Origin of the sequence: Aquimarina sp. BL5, from assembly GCF_003443675.1 — a bacterium.
Classification (GTDB): domain Bacteria; phylum Bacteroidota; class Bacteroidia; order Flavobacteriales; family Flavobacteriaceae; genus Aquimarina.
Genome location: NZ_CP031963.1, coordinates 5,105,829 through 5,126,100 on the forward strand (window position 1 = coordinate 5,105,829; position 20,272 = coordinate 5,126,100).

Here is a 20,272-nt window from a genome sequence, read left to right on the forward strand (position 1 = left end):
ATCTGAACTAAAATTTTCTTGATAAAAGAAAACAAATAGACGCAATCAAAAACTCAAATTTAAACTCAAACTCAGCCCTATTATGAAACTAACACCTTACAAGATACGCTTTTGGTACGATCGTATAAGAAAGGTACATCTTACTTTATTTTATGCTTTTGCAATATCAATTTCCTTTGGATTAGTCGTTACATCTGTTATCGATAACTATGATGGAACAGAAGGGCCAGTAATGACCACACAAACATGGCCAGCAGGAACCTTTCTTGCCAATTTTCCTGAAGGAGATAGAATCAATACATATCATCGCAATTATTTAATGATTAACGGGCAAGCGGGAACAGGTGTTTGGGATGTATCTAACCCAACCGCTCCTAAAAGAGTACAGTTTAGCGAAGCTGCTAATAATGGCCATAGATGGTGGAAATTAGAAGGAGATTTATTTTATCGTGAGTATTCAGTTCCAGAAGTAGAAGGAACGGGATATAAATATTTGGATCTTTCCAATATGTTAGAAAGAAAACCTATCACTTCCTCTGATATTTTATATACGGTACAAGATGGGCAATCTAATTATGATAATCTAGAAACATTTCCTCACACTATAGACGGTAGTAGAGTGTTTAATATGAGAACAGGAGCCCAGGTTGATGATATACCTACCACTGTTTCTTTGCCAGATGTGGTCGTAAGAATCGGAAATTACGTTTTTTATGCACCGCAAACTGGAGATATTAATGTATTTGATTTTGGAGATCCGGAAAACATAAAATTTCTAGGATCTTTTGGAGGAGATATACCTCACGAACAATATAGTACAGGTTTTCAGTTATGGAGAAATCACCTAGTTTTTATGAGTGGTAATGAAGGTCCTAATGCACTCGTAGCATTTGATATTAGTGACCCTACAGATGTGAAACTGGGGTTTAGTTTACATTCTGATCAGGTTACGTTAGGACGTTATATGATATTTCAGGATGAATACGGATTTTCTGGTAGGTTTGATAGAGGTGTAAAATTCAATTTTGAAACAATGGAAATTGAACAAGAGTTTTTTCCACCTTCAAGTGATGAAACTTTACAGTTTATAGACAATCAGTGGATGCCAATTGGTCATATTTTGGTGGCTAGTGGAGATGATAAAACTTCGATTTTTGCGCATCAAGATGGTCTGGATGAAACACCTCCAACTATGGGTCATCACTTTCCTATTTCTGGAGCTATCAATCAACCGGTAACATCTACAATAGGTTTTGTAATAAATGAAACTTTAGATGATCTTACTATTAATGATGAAACAATACAAGTAAGTCCTTTGGGAGGATCACCGATTGAAGGAGATGTCACAACTACTTCGTATCAGGTGATTAATTACGCACCAAAAGAGAATCTCTCACCTAATACAACATATGAAGTAAAACTGACAGAAGGAGGTATAAAAGACGCAGTTGGTAATGGAATGGAAGAGTATGTTTTTTACTTTACTACCGGAGGCGATTCTTCTAACCAATCACCGAAAATTGCAGGAATAGACTTAAGTATTGCTTCTCCTGTAACCATTGGATCTGTAATAGATTTTACGGCAGATGCAAGTGACCCAGATGGAAACCCGCTGACTTATCGATGGGATTTTGGAGATGGTTCTCCAAAAACAGAGTGGATAGGAAAAAATACTTCTCATACATATACAGAAGCTGGGAATTATTTAGTGCAAGCGCAAGTATCTGATAATAATGGTGGTTTTGTAGTAGGTTCCCAATCAATTGTAGTAGTTACATCTGTATCGGCAGATTTACCTACTCAATCAAGCCCAATAGCTATAGATGCTGATAATAGAGTAGTATGGTCTGTCAATCCGGATAATAATTCTGTTACGATGGTCAACGCAGATGACTTATCCGTAATCAGAGAAGTAACTGTGGGTGAAGACCCGGTAAGCATAGCATTGGATTCTGGAGGGAAAGCTTGGATTACTTGTAGAGACTCTGATGAGGTATATATAATTAAGAAAGATGGTTCTTTGGAAACAAAAATAGCCTTAGATAGAGGATCTAATCCATATGGAGTTGTATTTACACCAGATGGCAGTCGTGGTTTTATATCCGCTTTTGGGTCAGGAAAAATCTTAGAAGTATCTCCTGTTACTAATACTATAAAAAGCACGTTGCAAATAGGAACAACTCCTCGCGCATTAGCCGTCAGTGGTGATGGAGCTAAACTATTAGTTACAAAATTCATTTCACCGGATGAAGAAGGTCAAATTTGGGAAGTGAATCTAGATACATTTATCATAAATACTACGATTTCACTTCCTATAGATGATTTTACACAAGATAATGGAAATGAAGGAAGAGGCTTACCAAATTATATATCAGGTATAGCCATTCATCCTAATAATAAATCTGCTTGGTCCGTAGCCAAAAAAGATAATATTCTAAGAGGATTAAACAGAGATGGAAAACCATTGGTTTTCGATAATGTAGTTCGTACAGCAATTTCTCCTATTAATCTTGTAAATGGTCAAGAAGATGTTCCTAAAAGATTGGATATAGATAATCATGGTCAGCCATCATCTGCATTATATACTCCCACTGGTAATTATTTATTGGTTACCATGCAAGGAAACAATAGAATCGTAGTGATTGATCCTAAAAAAGGGCTGGAGTTACTAAAAAAAGATGTGGGTAAAGCACCTCAAGGTCTAGCAATTGATCCAACCACAAATCGTGTTTTTGTAAAAAACTTTATGGATCGTAGTATAACGGTTTTTGATGCAGCAGATATGATCAAAACTGGTAGCAGTACTTTAGAAGAGCTAGCTACTGTTTCTACAGTTGGTAATGAAACATTAAGTTCTGTTATACTAAAAGGGAAACAAATATTTTATGACGCTTCAGATTTAAAAATGGGAACTGATGGATACGTCAGTTGTGCTACCTGTCATATAGACGGAACTCAGGATGGTCGAACTTGGGATTTTACAGATCGAGGAGAAGGGTTGCGTAATACCATTTCTCTGGTCGGTAGAGAAGGAACTGGTCACGGAAGAGTCCACTGGAGTGCTAATTTTGATGAAATACAAGATTTTGAAAATGATATGCGTTCTCATTTTAATGGACAAGGTTTTATGAGTGATACAGATTTTAATGAAGGTACTACTGCACTTACTCTGGGAGATGTTAAGAAAGGAAAATCGGCAGATCTGGATGCATTAGCAGCTTATATAGAATCTTTAAATAGTTTTAGCCCAAGTCCATATCGTAATAATGACGGAAGTTTAACAACCGATGGTGTTGCAGGAAAATCTTTATTCGAAGATCTAAAATGTGCCTCCTGTCATAGCGGAGAAGCTTTTACAGATAGTAAAACAGGAAAACTACATGATGTTGGAACCATTTCTGCTACAAGTGGAAATCGCCTACAAAAAGAATTAGTCGGTTTAGATGTCCCTACCTTAAAAGACGTATGGGCAACGGCACCTTATTTACATGATGGAACTGCTAAAACGCTAACAGAAGTATTTACAGTTCATAATCTGAATGATGCTCATGGAGCAACTTCCTCTCTAAATGCTAATCAAATAAAACAGTTAGAGGCATATATTAAACAGATTGATGGATCAGAAGTAGCTCAGGAATCTCAACAAATACTAAAAATATCTTCGCCTGAAGATGGTATGAATATAGATAAAGCAGATCCGATAAAACTGAGTGTAGAAACTAATATTGAAGGTATTACTAAAGTTCAATATTTTGTAGACAATAGTATAATTGACGAGGTAACCGCTGCACCTTTTGAGTCAACCTGGACTCCTATAATTTGGAAGACCTATTCAATTTCAGCAAAGGTGTTCTACAATAATGGGAATACAGCTTCTATTACTCCAGAAGCTACCATTAAATACAAAAACACAATTAAGGTGATGTTTGTTGTTGGAGATAAAAACAACTTAACGTCAGAAGATCAAAGGATTAAATCTCGTTTAGAACAAAAATTAGGATTTACCATTACGCTCTTTTCTGATGAAGAAGCTACAGGCCCTCAATCAGCTAATCCATTTGATATGGCATTAATTTCTTCTACCGTAGATCCTAGAGAATTGGGTAATGATTTAGAAGCAGCAAAAATCCCATTAATGACTTGGAATCCATTTATGTATGGAAAACTAAGAATGACTTCTGGAGAATTGAATACAGGCTATGGTATCACACAAGATGGATTCTCTACAGTTACAGTTTCTGATCCCACACATCCTATGGCGGCAGGTGCAGGAGTAAATACGGCTTTGTATTCTATTACCCAAAGTCTACCTTTTGGAAATCCCACAGCGGAGGCAATTATAATCGCCAAAGCAGGAACATTACCAATTTTGTTTGGATACGAAGCAAGTTTGTCAATTCCTTCGAGAAGAGTTGCATTTCCACTTAGAGATCAGTTTATGCATTTATTGACGGATGAAGGGTTGGATATGTTCGATGCGGCAGTATTATGGACACTTCATGGTGGAGATTCGGATACGCCAATAGGTCCATTGCCAGATTTATTTTTTAAATCACCTATAGATGGAGAGCTGGTCAACGCTCCTTTAAAAATAAATTTCGAAACAGAAGGTTGGGAATTACCGTCGCAGCAATACAAACTAAGATTCAAAATTGATGGACAAGATAGAGGTTTAATTGCTTCAGAAGGAGAGTTTACAGATGGTACAGCACTATCAGAAGGACCTCATGAATTATCATTACAAATGGAGCGAAGTGATAATTCTGTAACGGATTTAGGCGAAACAATTACTGTTATTGTAACGAATGATCCATTACCTGAAAATCCAACTGCGATTATTCAATCACCATCAGATGGTGGATTAGTAGGACCTGATTTCGAAATAGAATTTTCTACTTATAAATGGGATATTACCCCTGGTGGACAGCATGTGAAATATTTTGTTGATGGCGTAGAGCAAGGTTCAATGTTTGAGGTAACACCAATACCTATTTCTGGGTTATCAGAAGGTGTACATACGATAGTCTTGTCTCTGGCTACAGAAAGTGGAGAAATTACTGGAGATTCAGCGGAGATAACAATAACTGTTGATGAACGATTTAATAATCTTCCGAATACAGATTTTAGCCTAGAATATAGAGATAACAGTTCTGGAGTATCTACGCCAGAATTGAAACCCGTATTTCAGATAGTAAGTGAATCATCAGAAAGTCATGCGTTAAGCGATTTTAAGATTAGGTATTGGTATACTCCAGAGAATACTGCCGCTATGAATTTCAATATAGATTACTCCGCTGTAGTAGGAACGGTTGGTGTCTTCGAAAACAATCTAGAAAATAGCTATCTAGAAATTGGTTTCTCTGCATCTTCCGGAAATTTAAATGCCAATAACAAGTCTGGTCAAATCCAAACTAGGTTACACCATTCAGGTTTTCAGACTCATAATCAGGGTAATGATTATTCATATGATCCTGGTAAAACTTCTTTGAAACCACATGTGTTAACTACATTATATTATAAAGGAGAATTAGTTTGGGGATTAGAACCTGATGGAGGAGAGATATCTAATAGAAAACCTACTGCAAATATCAGTACAAATGTTACTGATGGAATAGCACCATTATCCGTTGATTTTGATGCTTCAGGTTCGAGTGATCCGGATGGTGATTCTTTAACATATAACTGGGATTTTGGCAATGGAGACTCCGCTATCGGTGTTACAACTTCCTATACATTCTCTTCACCAGGAAATTACGAGGTGATACTGACAGTTGATGATAGTAATGGTAAGACTGATAGTGCATCTGTAATAATTACAGTAGAAAATACAACACCTATTTTGGTTGCTGATTTTTCGGCAACACCTATTTCCGGGAATGTTCCGTTGTTAGTAAATTTTGATGCTTCATTATCAAGTTTTCCAGCCGGTTCGGCAATTACATATATATGGGATTTTGGAGATGGAAACACTAGTAACTTGGATAATCCTTCGCATACATATATGTCATCGGGGTCATATGCAGCCACTCTGACTATTAGCGATGGAATACTTTCTAATACTTCAGATTCTATTACAATTACAGTTTTAGAAGGAAATATAGCTCCAGAAGCTAATTTCGTTATGTCTGTAACTTCGGGAATAGCACCACTATTAGTGAATTTTGATGCTTCTGCATCTTCTGATGCTAATGGCGACAATTTGGAATATGCATGGGATTTTGGTGATGGCACTTCAGGAAGTGGAGTGAATATCGAGCATACATATACCACTGTTGGAGAATATATAGTTACGCTAACAGTTAATGATGGAAACTTATTCGATAACCAAACAAATACAATAATTGTTAGTCAATCAACAGGAACACCTAACTGTAGTTTTGGAGTTCCTATGAGTACTCCGTTGTCCACTTTGTCTAATGCATCCTATGATTATGCATATGTTTTAGGAGAAGGAGGTCCAGATTTGAGTAATGTGACCAATTTTACAATCAATTGGGATTTACAAAATAATGGTTTATGGCAATGCTCTATGAATACCAATAACGGTAATCCCGGTTGGTGGATTGACTTGACAGCAAGTATAGTTGGTCAGACATTCAACCAAGTAGGGCCTACGATTACTTTTTCTGGAATGGGAATATCAAATTTTGATGGATCCTATGATGTAACTATGGATGGGAATAATTTAGTACTGGTTTCTAAAAGCGGAGCATACACTATATACTTCAGTAATGAAAATAGTACTCCAAATTGCGAAAGCTTATTTAAAGATCCATTTATAGAGAATGATTTGATTAAGATGAAAGCATTTCCAAATCCTGTTACAGATTACCTTACTGTAGAAAGTAACCAAGATTTAAAAGGAAGTTTGATCAGGATTGTAGATATAAATGGAAAGATCTTATTATCAAGAAATATTCAAAAAAGCCAAAAAACAATACAGTTGGATATGAATATGCTACAATTAGGAATGTACTTTATACAGATTAAGAACAATAAAAAAACAGTAATTAAACTAATTACTAAATAAAGAAATCACTGTTGGATCTATAAATAAAATAGATTCAACAATGATTATAGTATAAAAATCTAAAATACACTTAAAAAAAGAGTTTTATAACACCAAAAAAAGAAGGTGTTAGAATTGGGGAATTCACAAGTAAGAAGTAGTTGGAATAACAATAATCAATTTAAACTTAAATCGAAATTCAACACAACTAATTCTTTTAAAGATGAAAACTAACATTAAAACTTTATTAATAGCGAGCTTACTGTTCGGTATGCAATTACTCGCTCAAAAACAAAAAGCAGCTCCAATGGGATTTGTATATGCAGAAGAAGAAAAATTCATGCTAGATGGCAGGCCTTATTACTTTTCGGGAGCAAATGTGTATGATTTTTTTACATATGGATCTTCTAGCGGAGATATCGAAACACAATTCATGGACAAAGACCGTATCGATGAGCATATGCGAAGGTTATATGTCAATGGGATTAGAGTTGTACGATTATGGGGATTTAGTCATGAAGACTGGCATGGTTTTGAACCTCAAAAAGGAGTATATAGTGAAGCTCAATTTTCCTTGTTTGATTATATCATTAAATCGGCCGAAGCTAACGGAATAAAATTGATCATTGCATTAGAAAACTATTGGAATGATTACGGAGGTATAAAAGATCGTCTTAAATGGGAAGGTATTGATGTACAAGGAGCTGGAGAACACGATCAAGGACAGTTTTTTACCAATGCATCTGCTTTACAAGGATATAAAGATTATGTAGAATATTTTCTTACTCGTGTCAATCATTATGATAATGTAGAATATAGAAATGATCCTACGATTTTGGCGTGGGAATTAATGAATGAACCTAGGTATCAGGGATTTGGTGATGACGTAACTTCTGATGTTCTCAGAGCTTGGGTTGATGATATGGGAGCTTTTATCAAAGCGATTGATCCCAATCACTTACTAGGAACTGGCTTAGAGGCTCACGGGACAAAGTATAATTTTGGTGGAGACGAAGGGAATGACTTCATAAAAATCCATGAGTCTCCATATGTCGATTTTACTTCTGCTCATCCTTATATTAGAGAAAGTTGGTCCAATTTCACATTAGAGCAAACTATGAAATTGATGGAACAATGGGCGAATGAATCTCATAACATTATAAAAAAACCTTTGTATATAGGAGAATTCAATGTAGAGATCCAAGAACGTTTTGAATGGTGGGAAGAAATGTACGCTTTTATCGAGGAAAATAAGATAGGCGCGAGTGGTTTCTGGTGGTTTCCTGATAACAATACACCTAGAGATAAGTTTGGGGTATTCGAAGGTGATGTCGAAGTAGCTATTTACAAAGAACATGCCTTGAGAATGGAAGAAATGTCTGGTGGAGAAGCCATATATCTTTCATTATTATCACCTAAGTCTGGAGATACCTATGTCACAGGAAGTATGGTGCACATAGAAGCGAATTTGCTAAATGAAAATAATACTATTAAAAAAGTAGAATTTTTTAGTAATGGAGAATTGGTTGGAGAAGATACGACAGCTCCCTATGAGTTAGATGTATCAGGGTTGGCAGATGGAAACTATACGATTACTTCCGTAGCTACTGGAATTAATGGAATAACCAAAAATTCAACACCAAGGAATATTCAAATAGGAGGAAATGGTGTATTATCATTAGAGTATAAAGATGCTTCTGCAGATGCACTTACTAACGTAATCAAACCACACTTTAGACTTTTCAATAACTCATCACAGGATGTCGCATATTCAGATCTTAGCATTCGTTATTGGTTTGAGACAGAAGTTGATTTACCTCTCAATTTCTTTATAGACTACGCAATGATAGGAAGTAGTAACGTTAATGGACAAATTGTTAATATGGAAGGGAATAAACATTATCTAGAAATTACATTTGATCCTGCAACAGGAATTTTAGGAAGAAATGCGGGTTCTGGTAGAATGGAACCTAAAATAGCCAATAGCAATTGGTCCGAAACAGATCAAACAAATGATTACTCTTATGACGGTACCAAGAAAGAATTTGCAGAATGGGAAAGGGTTGCTCTATATCTTAATGGAAAATTAGTAAGTGGTATTGAGCCAGGAACAAGTGTCGATACTCCAACAGCAGTAATTAATGCATCTGCCATAACTGGAGACGGACCTTTATCCGTTACATTCGATGGATCCGGATCAACAGACCCAAATGGAGACATTCTCACGTATAGCTGGGATTTTGGAAATGGAGATACTGCTACGGATGTAATAACATCATATGAATTTACAGAATTTGGAGAAGCTGATGTTACGCTAACTGTAAATGATGGAAACGGAAATATAGATACCGAAACAATTACAATTACAATTACAGATCCAAATGTAGCTCCTGTAGCTAATTTTACAAGTGATATCGAAACCGGAATTGCACCAGTACTTATCACTTTTGATGCTTCATCATCGACAGATGTAAACAATGATGTACTATCATATTCTTGGGATTTCGGTAATGGCGATACCGCAATAGGAGTAATTGTTGCGTATCAATTTGAAACGGTCGGGGAATTCGATGTAAAACTTACTGTGGGCGATGGCAAAATTGAAGATTCAATAACAAAAAAAATAATAATTTCTGATGGAAACCCGGTTGCAAATATAGTAGCTGATGTGACCTCAGGTCCAGCTCCTTTAGAGGTTACATTCGATGGTTCCGGTTCTGTAGATCCTTCTAATAATTCATTAAGCTACTCTTGGGATTTTGGAGACGGTACAACAGATATAGGTCAAACAGTTGTTCATACTTTTGATACGGTTGGATCTTATATCGTAACACTAGAGGTAAATAACGGACAAGGAGGAGTAGATACGAATAAGATAACCGTTCAAGTACAAGAAATACTCCCAGTTTCTGATATATCATTAGAATACAGAGATGGAGGTAATGGTAGCGCAACTGATAATATGATTAACCCTCATTTTAGAATCTCTAATAATAGTGATCTCACAGTTTCTTATCAGGATATAACTGTCAGGTATTGGTTCACTTCAGAAGATAACAATAACCTTAACTTCTGGTGTGATTGGGCACAATTAGGAATAGGATTTGTCAATGGAGTTTTTGGTCAACAAAACGGTATAGATTATCTAGAAGTTTCATTTGATCCAGCTTCTGGAGCATTAACTCCTGGGCAGAATTCAGGACCTATACAAACAAGATTCGCCAAAGCAAATTGGAGTAATTTTGATGAAAATGATGACTATTCTTATAAGTCATCGCTTAGCGATTATCAGTTTAATAATGAAATGACTTTGTATGTAGAAGGAAACTTGGTTTGGGGAGCAGAACCTGCTGCTGCTTTAAGATCAATTGATTTGATAGAAAGTGTAAAAGTTTACCCGAATCCAGCTAAAAACCATATTAATATCTCAGGTTTTGAAGTTCTGGAAAAAACTGAAGTGAAATTAACAAACCTTGTGGGAAATGTAATTCGTAGTGCTAATCCAAAAGCAAGACAATCTATGATAACATTTTCATTAGATAACCTAGACAAAGGGATCTATATTTTGGAGATTAAAGATGTAGTTCAAAACATAATTTCTAGAAGAAAAATTGTAGTTAATAAATAATAGAAAAACAGACTATCGACATGGGTGGTTATAGATAATCAATCACCTATGTCATTTCTATATGATAGGAAGGACTTTTTTTTATTTGATATAAATTAAATAAAAGAGTAAGTGGAATAGATATACCAATTATTAAATTCCAAATTGGTTATCTAATCTAACGGATTCTATTAGGATGCTTACGAATAATAAAGAAATCAGTGCAGAGATAGGCAATGAGACTATTTTCGCGCTATAATCAAACTCAACAATTAGCAATGAAAAACAATCAAACTCTCAAAATCTTTTTTCGAAAATGTATATGGATACTTTTATTCATACTTGTGTCTTCCTTACACGCGAAAAATATTTATGTAGCAAAAAACGGAAATGATTCCAATTCTGGAACAGAATCAAGCCCATATAAGACAATTGCTAAGGCTTCTGCGGTAGCTCAAGCAGGTGATGTCGTTATTATTGGACAAGGAACTTATGAAGAAATAGTTAGACCAGCTAGATCAGGTCGTGCTGGTCAACCGATAACATATATTGCTAAAAATGGAGAAAAAGTAATTATCTCAGCAATGCAGGCTTTAAGTAGTTGGCAGAGAGATAATGGAGCAATTTACAAGATAAAAGTAGATTGGGATTTAGGCCAAGAGAATTTTGTCTTAAATGGCAATACCGCTATGGATTTGGCTAGGTGGCCTAATAATAAAGATGGAGATCCTTTTACTTTAAATTCTCGCAGGAATGATGGAGGTAGTGGAAGTAATGTAGTGAATGGTGCTTTTTTAACATCTTCACAAATACCTAATATAAATTGGTCAGGAGGATCAGTTTTCTTTTATGGAGATAAACCTGGATCAGGATGGATTGCTTGGAAAGCATTTATCAACAGTAGTTCATCAGGAAGAGTGAATTTTAAATTAGATAAAAACCCTGCTTGGATAAGAACTTTTCACGCACCTGCAGATAAAGGGGATTTTTATTTGGAAGGAGTAAAAGGGGCTTTAGATTATCAAAACGAATGGTGGTTTAATAAGCAGACAAAAGAATTATTTGTACAAATGCCTGGTGGGCAGGCGCCAGTTAATGGAGTTGTGCAAATGAGAAGAAGAACAACAACAGTAGATCTAAGTGGTAGAAGTTTTATTCATATCAGAAACCTCGCTGTTTTTGGGGGATCCATCAATATGCCTAGAAATTCAAACAACAATGTGATTTATGGTGTTTCCTCTTTTTATGGGAATCATACACTTGGAGTTCAGAAAGGATTTTCAGCCAATAAACAAAGTGTTTTAATGGAAGGGAATAATAATACTATAGAACGCTGTGAAATAGCTTTCGGTGCTGCTAATGGTATTAAAGTTAGTGGTGATAAAAATAGAATTCTTAATTCTAGAATTCACGATTTTAATTATATCGGTTCTTATGATGCGCCCATTAATGCAAGAGGAGGAAGAAATACCCTTTTTAAAGGAAATACAATTTTTAGAGCCGGAAGAGATGGTATTCAATTTTTTAATAATAGAAGTGAGTTTGCCTATAACGATGTATACAGGTCAAACTTAATTAATGATGATTGTGCCTTACTATACACAGTAGGTGGTCCGCATCATGGGGAGATTCATCATAATTGGTTTCATGATAGTGAAGGTAGAGGGAAATTAAGAAAAGCTGCAGGAATATATTTAGATAATGATGCAGAGGCATTTTCGGTTCATCATAATGTAGTCTGGAATGTAGAATGGACTGGAGTTCAAATCAACTGGAATGGTAAGGATATTGATATCTTCAATAATACTTTAGTGAAAACTAAAGGAGGAGCGATGGGAGCTTGGCATAAGGCGGGAACAGCTTTTTCTAATGTTAAGGTATGGAATAATATTGCTGATGTTAGAACGGAAGATGACCCTTCTACTCAGGAAGATGAAGGTACTTTCGAAAGAGATGCGGATAAACAAAATAATGTAATTACACAGTCAGGTTTTACTAATTATAACGGAAATAACTTCACATTAAAATCTAACTCACCTGCGGTAAACGCTGGTAGAAGAATATCAGGCATAACTGATGGATTCGTTGGATCTGCACCAGATGCTGGAGCTTATGAATTCGGAGGAGAAAATTGGGTTCCTGGAGTTAATTGGAATCCTGTTTTGGGTCCGACAGGAAACGGTTGCTACGGATTACCAGGTGAAGACTGTAATGATACAACTGTTCCTGATGAGATAGCATTTGTAAATGCGGCAACAACAATTCAACCTCAAACATCGTATGATTTTAAAGTGAATTATAGTGCTTCGGCAAATAGAGAAATTGTAGTTGAATTTTGGTCATCCACAGGTTGGTTAGGTCAGCAGATGGTAACCGTGAATGCAGGTACAGGAACAGCAAATGTGACGGTTGATTTGGCATCTGCACCAACTCTAGGTGCTGGATATATCTACAAAGCACATATAAGACCAGTGGGCACTACCTGGCAAGAAGCTATCGATAGAGACCAGGTGGATAATGTAACTGTTGCTAACCAAACATTTGCGGATAAGGTTTCCTTTAGCAATGCACCAACTACTATTGTACAAGCAACTTCGTATTCATTTGATATTAATTATGAGGCTTCAACAGATAGAGAAATTATAGTTGAGTTTTGGTCTTCTACCAATTGGATAGCTCAGCAAAACGAGATTGTTCTTAAAGGAACAGGTGTAAAAACGATTACAGTAAACCTTCCTAGTCTACCACAACCAGGATCTGGGTATGTTTACAAGGCACATATCCGTCCCTTAAATACTTCTTGGCAAGATGCAATTGATCGAGATCAAATAAATAATGTAACGGTAAGTGCTCGTTTTACCCAGCTAATCCCAAATGGTATTTATTATATAGAATCTCCTCAGAATAATGAAAGATTATTAGCTCGCGCTTTAGAAAGTCATAGTGCCAGAATGCATAAGCCAGCGAATTTTGATGATCAGAAATGGGAGATTAGGCATATTAGTGATAATTCATATACCATTAAAAATTTAGGAAACAACAGATATTTAGAAGTTCCTTATGCTCGTTGTGAAAATGGAACCAATGTCGCCACTTGGACCGATGATGTAGATTCTCATAAGAAATGGAAAATCGTTAAGAATGGTAATGATATTTATGGGGTAAAACCGATGCATTGTCTTTCTAGAGCATTAGATAGAGCCGGAGGAGTAGTTGGTGCGAATGCAACTATTTGGGACTATAATAATACAAATGCGAATCAAAAATGGAAAATAATTTCATTGGGTAATAGAGAAAAACCAGATGAAAAAGTTACTGCCCCTTTATCTGTTTATCCTAATCCATCAACGAATTCTATTACAATTCAGGGAGTGGAAGCGAACGATATTTTAATCATATATGATTTAATGGGTAAAATTATTAAACAAACTAAATCAACATCCAATAACGAATCATTGATCATCTCAGATATAGCATCTGGTGTATATATTTTATCGGTATTTGGCAAAAGCAAAGTGCAATTTATTAAAGACTAAATATAGCATTATGACTCATTCTTGTAGCATAATTAAAATACAGATAAACAGTTGATTAAGGGCTGAAAAACAATAGTTAATGTATTAGGCCAAGAAATCTATTTGATCCAACAAAATGACAGAAATGGCTATCATAAATTGATCTAAGCGTTTTCGAATTCTAGATATATTTTAACGAATTCTATTTGATTAAAGACACTTAATAGTTTTATTAAAAGCAATAAGCTGATTGGATAGTAAATTCGAAAAAAATAAATGTATTTATTACATTTTAAAATTATTGAAAAGACAGTTGTTTGTTTTTTTTAACATAAAATTTAGAGTTAGAAAAAACATCCTGTTGAACACGTAAACACACATATTAATTCTTAAAACCAAACACACACAAAACAATTCGTATTATGAAACTAACTAAACTCAACATTTTAATCGCTTTTTGCATATTTGGATTTGTTTCCAACATGTTAGCGCAAAACCGACCCTTCTTTAATAAGAACAAAGACATTTTAATTGCTCAATTTGATAGTAAACCTGATCCAGATGACATTCATGCGCAAGCTGCTTTGGGTAGTATGTTAGCGCATTCAGATCTCGATGGAGTTAATGCTTTTGGTGTAGCAGGAGCTTATGGAAGACAAGGAGGACAATTTATTGACTCTGATCAATTATTCGAAATGGTATTTGGTACAGGTAACTGGACCGATGCAGATGCAGATAGAAGTGGTTCTATAAAAAGAATCGCTAACAAAGTTATCCCTATTCTTAACGGTGGAGGTAAAGTTTGGGTGCAAGAAGCAGGTCAATCAAATATCACTCGTGATTGGGTGATTGAAGTACAAAAAAGTGTAAACAATAATGTTGTAAAAAACAATGTCATTGTAGTACAACACAGTGAATGGAATCAGAATCTTGCGGATAATACGTCGAACTCACCTGCTTCAAATCCCGTGGTATTAAATTTCGTTAGAAACAATACAACCTATTTTTATATTGATGATGGTAACGCTCCTTTTGGTGGTTTTGGTGATCACGGACCATGGGGAACTCCAGAATATAGAAGTAGAGACCAAAAATGGTTAAATCAGGCATTAAGTTCACCAAATAATAAAGCAAAACAATTATGGACCGAAGCAGAAAGAGTAATTGCAATTAGGTATCCTAATGGAGTTCCTTACGATTGGTCATTTATGAAAAATGGGGGACTTGATTATTCAGACTGTGTAGAAAACTGGTGGATATTTAATATTGGCAATAAAGCCGATAGTGTGGACAAATTTTGGAACAGATATGTTGTTAACACAACAGGATCAAATCCTGATCCTGATCAATGTGTGGCTTTAGAACAAAACGGAGTTGTAGCAGTAGAAGCAGAACATTTTGATAGCCAATCTAAAACAAATGATAGAAAGTGGTACGCGCAGGATGGTAATACTGCTACACCAAGCCCTGATCCTGATCCTGATCATTCTTCTGGTGCAAGTAGTGGAGGGTATTTAGAAATTTTGCCGGATACCAGAGTTACACACGGTGATCCACTTGTAAATGGAGTTAGTTTTAGTAATACTCCAGGACAAGTAGCAATTATTAATTATAAGGTGAAGTTTACGACTCCAGGAAAATACTTTGTTTGGGTACGAGCACATTCTACCGGATCAGAGGATAATGGAATTCACGTAGGGATCGATGGGAATTGGCCAGCATCAGGAGCTAGAATGCAATGGTGTGCAGGTAAAAACCAATGGACCTGGGAGAGTAAACAACGTACGAACGCAAACCATTGTGGAGAAGCAGAAAAAATATATATAAATGTACCTTCTGCTGGTGTTCATACGATTTCTTTCTCTATGCGAGAAGATGGATTCGAAATCGATAAGTTCGTGTTATCTAAAAGTTATACAAAACCAACAGGAAATGGTCCTGATGAAGTTTTAGTAGATTGCGGTGATGAAAACAAACCACCACAAGTTTCAATAACATCTCCTGCGAATGGAGCTAGTTTCCAAATTGGTCAGACTATTCCTTTAGTAGCAAATGCATCCGATACTGATGGAACCGTTTCTAAGGTTGAATTTTTTATCAATAATAACTTGACCGCTACTGAGCAAGCAGCACCTTACGACACTTCTACTACAATTACCAATCCAGGTAACTATGCGATAACAGCCAAAGCAACTGATAATAATGGAGCTGTTACTACGTCTCAATCTGTAAATATCACAATTAAAGATGATTCAGTACCGCCAACAGATGCTATTGATATACCAGGATCTTTTGAAGCAGAAAACTTTGAGATAAAGTCAGGTAGTGTGCGTATAGAAAATACGCCTGGAACTACTGCTGGTAAAAACTTAGGGTTTATTGTAAATGGAGATTTCGTTGATTATGCTGTAAACGTGGAGTCCAGCAGTGAGTATACGTTTGATGTTTATGCTTCGAGTAATGGTGCAGGAGGAAAAGTTGATATCGTTGAATCTGGAACTGTTGTTGGTTCTATAGATATTCCTGTAACAGGACAATGGCATAGTTATAAGAAGTACTCTACTACCGTTTCTTTATCATCAGGAGAGAAAGTACTTAGATTATCGTTTAATGGAGGATCTGGATACCTATATAATATTGATAAGGTTGTAGCAACAAAGATTCAGTCTGTGGAACAAACAGCTACTTTATCTCCAATACATGATGCATATTTACAAGGATCAACACGATATAATGTTGATATGCTTCGTATTGAACAAAATAAGCGTTCAGGATATTTAATGTTTGACCTTTCCTCTATCAATGGAACTATTACCCAAGCTGATCTTAAGTTTACGGTATATTCTGATGCAGGAAATGGAAATGTAAGCGTTAGTAAAGGTAATAGTAATAATTGGACAGAGACGAATTTATCTAACTCCAATAAACCAGGAAAAGGTGTTCAATTAGGATCATTAAATGCTAATTTCCCAGTAGGAAGTACCAAAACAATACCATTAAAGACAGCCCAGATTTCAGGTAATAAACTTTCGTTAATTATAGATGCGCTTTCAGGTAATGATTTTGCATTTGCATCTAAGGAAAACGGATCGGTTACACAAGCTCAATTAGTGATTACTTATGATACTAATAGAAATGCTAGCCTTGATAATGTAAATGATAATATTACTTTCTATCCAAATCCGGTAGTTGATATAATTAATATTTCTGGCGAAACTGCTGGTAAGACTATTAAAATGTATAATACTATTGGGGTTCTTGTTAAAGAAGTAGTGCTACAAGAAAGTCAAAACACGATTGATATTAGTGATTTATCATCAGGAATTTACATCGTCAATATTTTAGAAGCTGGTAAAACGAATAATATTCTTTCTGCTAAGAAAGTATTAAAACGTTAAACAAATCCCTTTAATAATTATCAAATCGGTAATGAAATTTTAGGGTATAGAAGAATAATAAACGATGGATAATGATATCGTTTGCTATTAACTTTGGAGATAATAACACAATCCGAAAATGATTAATGATCATTTCTAGAATTGTGTTATTATTTCTCTTCTTAAAACTCTTTAGATTTTATTCGAATTGATAAAATAAATATGTTTTTAATCATGAAAAATAATATAAATCCATTTTTAACCTTGTTGTTATGTTTTGTAACAATAAGTGTTTTTGCACAACCAACTCCTCCTGCCGGAAAAAAGTGGGAGAAGATAGATATAATGTCGGATGAGTTTAATGGTTCGTCTCTTAATAGTTCTAAATGGGCTATAAATGACCCTCAATGGGAAGGAAGACGACCTGCTAGATTCGAAACATCCTCAGTGTCAGTTGGAGGAGGGGACCTTAAAATCTCAGCTTCTAAAAAAACTAATGCTTTTGGCGGATGGACTCATAATGGAGGTCTTGTAAGATCTAAAACCAGACAGAAATTTGGGTATTATGAGACCAGAATGAAAGCGAATAAAACTTTTATGTCTTCTACTTTTTGGTTGATCAATAAAAGAAATGAATTTACAGGTTGTGATGCCAGAGTAACAGAACTCGATGTAACAGAGAATGTTGGAGCTAATACAGGAGGGAAACCTTGGATCAACCAAAACATGAGAACACTGAATGCTAATACACATAGTAGAAGGACAAGTTGTAATAGCACGCCAACTGGTATTAGAGGGAACAAAGCCGAAATAGGTGAATTCGCATATCAAGGATATCATACTTATGGTGTTTGGTGGAAAAATGAAAAAGAGTTATTATTCTATTTAGATGGTAAATTTGTGTTCCAAATTACTCCAGCTGCAGACTTTAGTCTTCCTATGTATTTACGAATGGTAGTGGAGACATATGATTGGAATCCTCCAAAAGCAGGACAAGATGGTATGAATGATTCTCAAGCTAATCGTACTACTTATTATGATTGGGTTCGTTCATATAAATTAGTTGACGATAATAATCCAAATAATCCTCCATCAGTGGCAATTACAGCTCCATCAAATGGTGCTAGTTATGAAGTTGGTCAAAGTTTTTCTCTAACTGCAGATGCATCCGATGCGGATGGTAATATTTCTAAAGTAGAATTTTTTGTAAATAATAATTTGATAGCTACCGAACAGGTTTTACCATATGAAACCTCTACATCGCTAGCTAATCCTGGTAATTACGTAATAACGGCTAAGGCTACAGATAATAACGGTGCAGTTACCACATCACAATCAGTAAATATTACTATTAAGGATGACTCTGTTCCACCTGTAGATACTATTAGTATTCCAGGATCTTTTGAAGCTGAAAATTTTGAGTCAAAATCAGGTAGTGTTCGTATCGAAAATACTCCAGGAACGAACTCTGGTAAGAATTTAGGATATGTTAAAAATGGAGATTCTACAGATTACATTGTAACTGTTGACGCAACTAGCGAATATACTTTAGATGTTTATGCTTCTAGTAATGGTGTAGGAGGTAAAGTAGATATTCTGGAATCAGGTTCTGTTGTGGGCTCGATAGATATTCCAGTTACAGGACAGTGGCATAGTTATAAGAAATTTTCTACAACTGTTTCTCTGTCTTCCGGAGAGAAAACTCTTAGATTATCGTTTAAAGGAGGTTCTGGGTATCTATACAACATAGATAAGGTTGTGACGACAAGGATTCAGTCCGTAGAGCAAACCATTACGCTATCTCCAATCCAAGATGCATATTTACAAGGGGCTACTCGGTATAATTCTGATATGCTTCGTATTGAAAAAGACAAACGTTCAGGGTATTTAATGTTTGATCTTTCTTCAATCAATGGAACCATAACAAAAGCGGATTTTAAATTTACGGTGTATTCTGATGCAGGAAACGGTAATGTTAGTGTTCATAAAGGAAATAGTGATAATTGGACGGAAACTAATTTATCTAATTCTAATAAGCCTATAAAAGGGATTCAATTAGGAACGTTAAACTCTAATTTCCCAATAGGTAGTGCTAAAACAATACCATTGAAAACAGCACAAATTTCAGGAAATAGGCTTTCATTAATTATTGATGCACTTTCAGGGAATGATTTTGCATTTGCATCCAAAGAAAATGGATCTGCTGCTAAGCCTACGTTGGTTATTACATATACAACTAATAGAGCTAATGCTATTGTAGAGAATGCCAATGATATTAAGTTGTATCCTAATCCAGTTGTAAATACAATTAGTTTTTCTGGAAATGATATGACAGGTAAAATCGTTAAGGTATTTAATGTTACTGGAGTATTAATGAAGGAAGTTACCCTAACAGAGAATCAGAATGCTATAGATGTAAGTGGTCTGTCATCAGGATATTATATTATCAATGTTTTAGAGGCAGGAAAATCGAATAAAATAATCACTTCTAAAAAAATGATTAAACAATAATTCAACCACAAACTCAACTTTGAAAAAGGCTGTCTGAGTAAGACAGCCTTTTCTTTACATTTAATAAATAAATGAGATTTGAATTATATTTTGATTTGAAGATAAAAGATAGTATTTGATTTTTTGCTTCTACATGTGAAATAAACTTAGTATTGCTATAATTACGATAAGCTTACTGTGTAAATATTATGGTCATTTGTAGGAATTTTTATAAAGAAATAGTAGGATGTTCTTATCACTATCTTAACAACGT

The 20,272-nt window shown here is 35.3% G+C and carries 5 protein-coding genes and 1 pseudogene; all 6 read left to right on the forward strand.

What is annotated here, in order from left to right; all coding sequences use genetic code 11:
- Positions 1–82 precede the first annotated feature (82 nt).
- The 6 genes and pseudogenes from D1818_RS21430 to D1818_RS21455 all read left to right on the forward strand — a co-directional run bounded on the left by D1818_RS21430 (position 83) and on the right by D1818_RS21455 (position 20,019).
- Positions 83–7,030, forward strand: a complete 6,948-nt coding sequence (locus tag D1818_RS21430) for a PKD domain-containing protein (RefSeq protein WP_118461669.1) — start codon at positions 83–85, stop codon at positions 7,028–7,030.
- A 202-nt stretch (positions 7,031–7,232) separates the two neighbouring features.
- The gene (locus D1818_RS21435) at positions 7,233–10,637 is read left to right on the forward strand and encodes a PKD domain-containing protein (protein WP_118461671.1); all 3,405 of its coding nucleotides are present in this window, start codon (positions 7,233–7,235) and stop codon (positions 10,635–10,637) included.
- Between the two features lie 323 nt (positions 10,638–10,960).
- Entirely contained in the window at positions 10,961–14,152 is a 3,192-nt protein-coding gene (locus tag D1818_RS25520; protein ID WP_199726287.1) for an RICIN domain-containing protein, read from the forward strand.
- Positions 14,153–14,553: 401 nt separating this feature from the next.
- Complete coding sequence (locus D1818_RS21450) at positions 14,554–17,529, forward strand: carbohydrate-binding protein (protein WP_118461673.1); 2,976 nt, start codon at positions 14,554–14,556, stop codon at positions 17,527–17,529.
- Positions 17,530–17,853: 324 nt separating this feature from the next.
- Positions 17,854–18,480 (forward strand): annotated as a pseudogene (locus D1818_RS25965) (family 16 glycosylhydrolase); the annotation flags it as partial.
- Between the two features lie 30 nt (positions 18,481–18,510).
- Entirely contained in the window at positions 18,511–20,019 is a 1,509-nt protein-coding gene (locus tag D1818_RS21455; protein WP_371682608.1) for a carbohydrate-binding protein, read from the forward strand.
- The last annotated feature ends 253 nt before the right edge of the window (positions 20,020–20,272 follow it).